The organism is Terrabacter sp. P5_B1 (genome assembly GCF_056400505.1).
The window spans coordinates 1-6,751 of sequence record NZ_JBFULD010000236.1 but is presented as its reverse complement, the minus strand read 5'-3'; the positions used below and the strand labels follow the sequence as shown (position 1 = coordinate 6,751).

The following is a 6,751-nucleotide window of genomic DNA, read 5'->3' as shown; positions in this document are numbered from 1 at the left end:
CGCTCGGCACACCGCCGTGGGGGGCGTCGAACGAGCTCGAGTTGGGCGCCGCGGACCCGGCAGCCGACTTCGCCGTCGCGTGGTTCCGGCACCGCGGCCGCGCGGGCCTCGAGCGCGCGTATGCCGCCCTCCGCTCGCGGGTGCGTCCCGGGAGCCCCGCGCTGCTCTACGTCGGCAACTCCTGGACGCCGCGGCACGTCGTGCTCGTCATGCCGCCGACGGGCGAGCAGGAGCTGGACGTCTACGAGCCGTCCGTGGGTCGGGTCGTCGACCTGCCGCGGCGCGCCTTCGTCGAGCGCAGGCTCGCGATCGCCGGCTGGGACGTCCCCTGGGCCGCCGTCTGGGCCCCGCCGAAAGAGCAATCCGTCCCCGGGTGATGCCGACCGCGCGGTCGCGCACGCTGGGGACTGATTGCTCTTTCGATGGTGGGGAGGGTCAGCCCGTGTGGGCGGGGGCTGCTCCGTCGGTCGCGAGCTCCTGGTGCCGCACGTGCAGCGCGACCAGCGTGACGATGCCGCCGACCGCGATCATGATCGCGGCCACGAGGTAGGCCCGGCTGGCGCCGTAGGTGAACGCCTCGTCGGCGATCATCTTCTGCGCCGCCGCGAGCTGCTCCTTCGTCGGCGCCGGCCCGCCCTGGGGCAGCTTCGCCGTGAGCTCGGCGACCTTGTCGCCCATGTTGTTGACGAAGATCGTGCTCAGCGTCGCGAGGCCCAGGGTGCCACCGACCTGCTGCATCGTGTTGAGCACGGCCGAGGCGACCGAGGAGTCCTCGTGGGCCACCCCGTGCACCGCCGTCAGGGTCAGCGGCACGAAGATCAGTCCCAGCCCGAACGCGAGGACGACGATCCACGGCAGCAGGTCCGAGGCATACGTGCTCTGCGGCGTCAGGTGGGTGAAGCCCCACATGCCGAGCGTCGCGAAGCCGGCGCCGGCGCCGGCGATCCAGCGCGGGTCGACCTTGGCGATGAGGAAGCTCGCGACCTGCGCCGCGACGACGATCCCGACCGAGAACGGCAGGAACGCCAGGCCGGTCTTGAGCGGCGAGTAGCCGAGGATGCTCTGGATGTAGATGCCGAGGAAGTAGAACATCGCAAACATGCCGGCGCCGACGATGAGCATGACGAAGTAGGACGTGCCGCGGGTGCGGTCACCCGGGATGCGCATCGGCAGGAGCGGGTGCGCGACCCGGGTCTCGATGACGACGAACGCGACGAGCAGCGCGACACCGACGGCGAGGTAGGTGATCGTCGTGGCATCGCCCCACGAGGTGCTTGCGGCGTGCGTCAGGCCGTAGACGAGCGACGACAGGCCGACGATCGAGGTGATCGCGCCGGGGACGTCGAGCGAGCCCTGTCCGTCCTCGGACTCGGTGAGGATGCGTTGCGCGAAGAAGGCGACGACGATGCCGATCGGCAGGTTGATGAAGAAGTTCCAGCGCCAGTCGATCTCGGTCAGCGCACCACCCAGGATGAGGCCGATGGCGGCGCCGGCACCGGACATGGCCGCGAAGACGCCCATCGCGCGGTTGCGCTCCCTGCCGGCCGGGAAGGTCGTCGTGATGAGCGCGAGGGCGTTGGGCGCGGCGAGCGCGCCGCCGAGGCCCTGCACGGCGCGGGCGGCGAGCATCATCGCCTCGTTCTGCGCGACGCCCGCGACGAGCGAGGCGATGGTGAACAGGACGATGCCCCAGACGAACAGGCGACGCCGGCCGTAGAGGTCACCGAGTCGGCCACCGAGGAGGAGCACCCCACCGAAGGCGAGCGTGTAGATCGTGATGACCCACTGGAGGTTGGCCTGGCTGAAGCCGAGGTCGGTCTCGATGTGGGGGAGCGCGATGTTCACGATGGTGCCGTCGAGCACGATCATGAGCTGGGCGGCGCAGATGACGAAGAGCGCCAGGCCGAGGCGCTTCGGCGGGGTGTCGTGGGAGGTGAACTCGCCCGTGGGCTCGTTCACCTGCTCCACCGTGGTCGAAGACATGGGTGTTCCTCTCGAGGACGTGCAGGTGTGGTGGTGAGGTCGCCCCGCCGCGGTGCGGCTCAGCGGGTGCTGGGCGCGGGTGCAACGGTGGCGGCGCAGGCCGGGAGGACGACGCTGTCCACGAACTCGGCGATGCGGTCCGGCCCGGGTCGACGTCCGGAGAGCAGTGCCTCGTGGATCGACAGGGACGGCAGGATCATCAGCAGCGTGTCGAGGTCGGCGTCGGCGCCGACCTCACCCCGCTGTCGGGCGTGCTCGAAGATGGTGCGGGTGGCCTCGAGCTTCGGGGCCAGGAACCGCTCGTGGATGCCGTTCGCCAGCTCCGGCTCACGGTGGATGACGGGGAGCAGGGCCCCCCACGTGCCGATGACGACCTCGTCGTCGAGGCCTCCGTCGGCGCACGCCTGGGCGAGCAGGTCGCCGCGGAGGCTCCCGGTGTCGGGGTCCTGCTCGGCCGGGCAGTCGATGAACAGGCCCACGGCGTCGATGACGAGGTCGCGCTTGTGCGGCCAGCGACGGTAGAGCGTCGCCTTGGACGCCCGGGCGGCCGTGGCGACGGCGTCGAAGGTGAGGCGGTCGTAGCCGGACTCGCGCAGGACGTCGATCGCGGCCTCGAGGATCTCGACCTCGCGGTCACCGGCGACGCGCGGACGGCTGCCATGTGCCGCAGGTGCCAGGGCTGGTACGGCGTGTGCGTCCGTCGTGCTCGCGCTGGTCTTGCTCATGCTCACCCCGGTCCCACCCCGATGAAACGAAACTGTTTCGTTTCATCACACGATAGGTCGCGACCGGGTCAATGGCAAACGTCCTGTCCGAGATCGTGCCCCCGGCCGACCGTGGGGACGCCCGGCCCGGCTCACTCCCGCTCGACGGGTGGGTTCGTGCGCACGAACCACAGGCCTGCCGCCACCCCTCCGAGCCCGATGACGTATGCCGCGGGGACGAGTCCCAGCGGACGCCCGGCCAGGAGTCCGGCGAGCACGGCCACGGGCACGGCCGCAGCGAAAGCCAGGCCGGTGTGGCGCACCCAGCGACGTGCCGTTCGCGCGGTGAACGACCCGGCCGGCGGCAACGAGGCGGACAGGGCCGTGGCGGCGTGGCCCACGACGCACCCCGCGGCCGCCGGGATCGACCACCAGGAGAAGCTGCCTGCCGGGGTGAGGACGAACCAGCCGTAGAGCAGCAGTGCCCAGTAGACGAGGGGAGCCGCAGAGCCCGCCCAGGCCATGGTGAGCAACGGGAGCAGGACGAGTGCCCACCACACGACGTCGAAGCCGCCGACCGCCAGGGACAGGCTCGCGAGGTAGACACCGACGCCGCCCATGGCTGCGGCAGCCGCACCGACCTGGCTCAGCGACCACTCCGGCCCGGCGCCGAAGTGCACGGCGCGGCGGACGCGGACGCGGCGCCGGTCAGGATCGGACACGGTCACCGCCTCGCCATCCGCGGGGCCGACGCGCGCCGGGCGATGTCGCGCAGCACCTGGTCAAGGGACCCGGGTCCGCGCCACGGCACGACGGGGACGCCGCGCAGCCGGAGGGCGTGGACCTCGGCGTCGCGGGAGAGGAGGCGGATCCGCCAGGCCAGCGCCTGGTAGACGTTCGTCGGGTCGGCGACGAGGTGCTCGGGGAAGGTGTCGACGACGACGACCGTCATCCCGCGCGCGGCGAGGGTGTGCGCGATCGTCACCATCGTCGGGTCGATGAGCGGCGACAGGACCAGACACAGGGCATTCGGGTCGACGCCCCGGACGGCGCGGTCGCCGGTGTCACGGCGCTCCGTCGCGGGCGAGATGGCAGCGAGGGTGTCGAGGACGCGACGCAGGTGGTTCGTGCCGGACCCGACACCGAGCGTGGGGACCTCGGCCGCACCGACGGTGCGGAGCGTCAGGCGGTCGTTGCTCCGCAGGAAGTGCTCGCTGATCGCGGCGGCGGCACGCACGGTGACGTCGAGGCTCGTCGGGCGTCCGTCGATGCCCTCCCGGGGACCGAGGTCGCTGAAGCAGTCGACGAGCAGGAAGACGTGGGCGTCCTCGTCGGTGAAGGTCGATGCCACGTGCAGGGTGCCGGTGCGCATCGACACCGGCCAGTGGATGCGACGCAGCCGGTCGCCGGGATGGAACCGCCGGATCGTGTTGAACTCGGAGCCGGACCCGGGCCGGTTGGAGCGGTTGAGGCCGACGATGCCACGCGGGTGCGGGGTCGGCGCGTTGGTGTCGAAGGCCGCCGGCACGGGCAGGGTGGCGGCGTCGAGGTCCGGCAGGTCGACCGGTCCGGCACGGAAGGCGCCCCACGTGCTGGCGATCGCGATGCTGACGGTGCCCACCCGGCGGCGGCCCCAGCGGGTCGACCGCACGCCGAGGGTCGCTGCGCCTCCTTCGAGCTCGGCGATCCCGCTCGCGGGCTTGCGCTCCACCCACGGCGCCTGGGCCAAGGTGACGACACCGTGGAGATCCGGCAGGGGCGGGTCGACGGTCACCTGCAGGCCGGTGACCGCGCCTTCCCGAAGCGTCGTGTCGCCGAGGCGGGCCGTGCCCGTGATCTCGTTCCGCGGTCGCACGAGGTGCCCCCAGAGGGCGGCGACGACGAGCGGCGTGACGATGACGAGGAGGTCCGCACGCCGGCCGACGACCGAGACGATGGCGCCCGCGGCCGCGAGGACGATGGCGCGCTGGTGGGCAGCCGTCGGCCCCCACCCGCCGAGTCGACGGGTCGCGGTCCGACGGGGGTGCCATGGCTGCATGGTCGGTCAGGCGCCCACGGTCGGTCCGGCGGCGAGGTGCTCGCGCGCCGACGGGGTCGCGACGGTGCGCAGCAGGCTCTCGACGATGCTGTGCCCGGACGCGTTGCTCATCCAGAGCTCGGGCTTGACGGTGATGCGGTGCGCCAGGACGGGCACCGCGACGGCCTTGACGTCCTCGGGGGTCACGTAGTCGCGGCCGTCGACGACGGCATACGCCCGGGCGCAGAGCAGCAGACCGAGCGAGCCGCGCGGGGAGGCACCCATGAGGACGTCGCCGTGGGCACGGCTCGCCGCAGTCAGCGCGACGCAGTAGCGACCGACGGACTCGTCGACGACCGTCGCCTCGACGGCCGCCTGCATCGCCAGCAGCTGCTCGGCGTCGACGACGGGGGACAGCTCCTGCTCCTCGCGCTGACGGGCCATGCGGTTCGACAGGATCTCCCACTCCTCGTCGGGCGTCGGGTAGCCGAACGAGATCCGCATGAGGAAGCGGTCGAGCTGCGCCTCGGGCAGCGGGTAGGTCCCTTCGTACTCAACAGGATTCGCGGTCGCGAGGACGTGGAAGGGGCGCGGCAGCTGGAACGTCCGGCCCTCGACGGTCACCTGCTTCTCCTGCATCGCCTCGAGCAGCGCCGCCTGTGTCTTCGGAGGGGTGCGGTTGATCTCGTCGGCCAGGAGCAGGCCGGCGAAGAGCGGACCGGCCCGGAACTCGAACTCGCCCGCGCGCTGGTCGTAGACGAACGATCCGGTGATGTCGCCGGGCAGCAGGTCGGGGGTGAACTGGGCGCGCTTGAAGTCGAGTCCGAGCGTCTGGGCGAAGCTGCGCGCGGCAAGCGTCTTGCCGAGCCCGGGGAAGTCCTCCATGAGGACGTGTCCGCCGGCGAGGATGCCCGACAGCACGAGCCGCAGCGACTCGCGCTTGCCGACGACCGCGCGGTCGACCTCGTCGAGGACGGCGCTGCTCAGCTCACTGACGCGGGCCAGGTTCATCTCGGTCAWGCGTTACCACTGCTCGATTCGTCGGAGGATCGGGTCCAGGCGCTGGGGGCGGTAGAGGTCGGGCGGCGGGAGTCCGACGAGGAGGTCCCACAGCTCGGGCGGCGTGGCCCCCTGGGCCCAGCGGGGCTCCTCCTCCGCGACGATGCCGTGCTTGGCGTAGAGCCGTTCGCGGATGAGCACCTGCAGCTGCAGGTGCACCTCGTGCACGACGCTCTCGCGCCCCTCCCGGCGGGTGTCGGCCACCTCGAGGCGGGCCGCGAGGTTCGTGACGCGGAAGTCGTTGCCCCTCGAGTGGCTCGCGAAGTCACCGTCGACGAGGGGCCACACCGTGAGGTGCTGCGGCGCGGTGTGGTCGACGAGGTGCCAGAGCAGCAGCGCCGTGGCGACGATGATCGCGAGGAGCACGGGTACGTCCGGGGCGAGGCCGAGCGCGGCCGTCAGCGCCGAGAGGACGACCCACGTGAGGAGCAGGCCGACGAGCCGCCGCCACCAGGGGCGCAGCGCCGTCAGGAGGGTGTGTCTCCGTGCAGGTATGCCGTCCGGCGAGCTGTTCACGGCCCCTCCCTCCGTGTGGTTCGCGAGGTCGCCGGCTCGACCTGCTTCGGGGCTCGCTCGGCCGCCTGCCGGGTGGCGACCTGCTCGAGGTCGGCGATGAGCACCCGGAGATCGTTGATGGCGCGGTCACGGTGGGTCTCGCCGAGCTCGTGCACGGAGAAGCGGGCCTCCCGGTAGAGCGCCGCGAGATCGCCGAGCCGCTCCGAGTCGACGGGCCACACGCCGATCACCCGCTCGGTGTAGTCGGTCGACGTCTCGGCCGGGAGCCGGGGCAGTCCGGTCGCGGCCGCCGACGTCTCGAGGCCGAGCCACGCCGCCACGATGGCGTTGCGTGGTTCGCCGGACTCGAGGTCCTGCAACCGTGCCCGCGCGGCCTCGAGCAGCTCGCCCGGCACGAGCGGGACGGCGAAGTCAGGTTCCTCGTGGAGCTCGAGGTGCGGCCGTCGTCGCAGGAGCGTCCGGATGAGCTGGA

The 6,751-nt window shown here is 72.1% G+C and carries 7 protein-coding genes and 1 pseudogene; 1 reads left to right on the top strand and 7 read right to left on the bottom strand.

The window, feature by feature from the left end; all coding sequences use genetic code 11:
• A pseudogene (locus AC1DP0_RS15755) lies at positions 1 to 377 on the top strand (hypothetical protein); the annotation flags it as partial.
• A gap of 58 nt (positions 378 to 435) precedes the next feature.
• On the opposite strand, the gene AC1DP0_RS15750 reads toward AC1DP0_RS15755, so the two are convergent.
• From AC1DP0_RS15750 to AC1DP0_RS15720, 7 genes are all read right to left on the bottom strand, one after another.
• A complete protein-coding gene (locus tag AC1DP0_RS15750; RefSeq protein ID WP_478085869.1) occupies positions 436 to 1,983 on the bottom strand; it encodes a DHA2 family efflux MFS transporter permease subunit in 1,548 nt (515 codons plus the stop codon).
• 59 nt (positions 1,984 to 2,042) lie between these two features.
• Positions 2,043 to 2,708, bottom strand: a complete 666-nt coding sequence (locus tag AC1DP0_RS15745; RefSeq protein ID WP_478085865.1) for a TetR/AcrR family transcriptional regulator — start codon at positions 2,706 to 2,708, stop codon at positions 2,043 to 2,045.
• A gap of 131 nt (positions 2,709 to 2,839) precedes the next feature.
• The gene (locus AC1DP0_RS15740; protein WP_478085862.1) at positions 2,840 to 3,409 is read right to left on the bottom strand and encodes a hypothetical protein; all 570 of its coding nucleotides are present in this window, start codon (positions 3,407 to 3,409) and stop codon (positions 2,840 to 2,842) included.
• Between the two features lie 2 nt (positions 3,410 to 3,411).
• Entirely contained in the window at positions 3,412 to 4,725 is a 1,314-nt protein-coding gene (locus AC1DP0_RS15735) for a DUF58 domain-containing protein (protein WP_478085860.1), read from the bottom strand.
• Positions 4,726 to 4,731: 6 nt separating this feature from the next.
• Positions 4,732 to 5,715: an AAA family ATPase gene (locus AC1DP0_RS15730; protein ID WP_478085858.1), complete on the bottom strand. Its 984-nt coding sequence runs from the start codon at positions 5,713 to 5,715 to the stop codon at positions 4,732 to 4,734.
• Positions 5,716 to 5,727: 12 nt separating this feature from the next.
• Positions 5,728 to 6,279 carry a hypothetical protein gene (locus AC1DP0_RS15725; protein WP_478085856.1) on the bottom strand — a complete coding sequence of 184 codons (552 nt, stop codon included), beginning with the start codon at positions 6,277 to 6,279 and terminating at the stop codon, positions 5,728 to 5,730.
• Positions 6,276 to 6,751 (bottom strand): DUF4129 domain-containing protein (locus AC1DP0_RS15720; protein WP_478085854.1); only part of this gene is annotated, 476 nt, incomplete at its 5' end. The genes AC1DP0_RS15725 and AC1DP0_RS15720, both read right to left, overlap by 4 nt.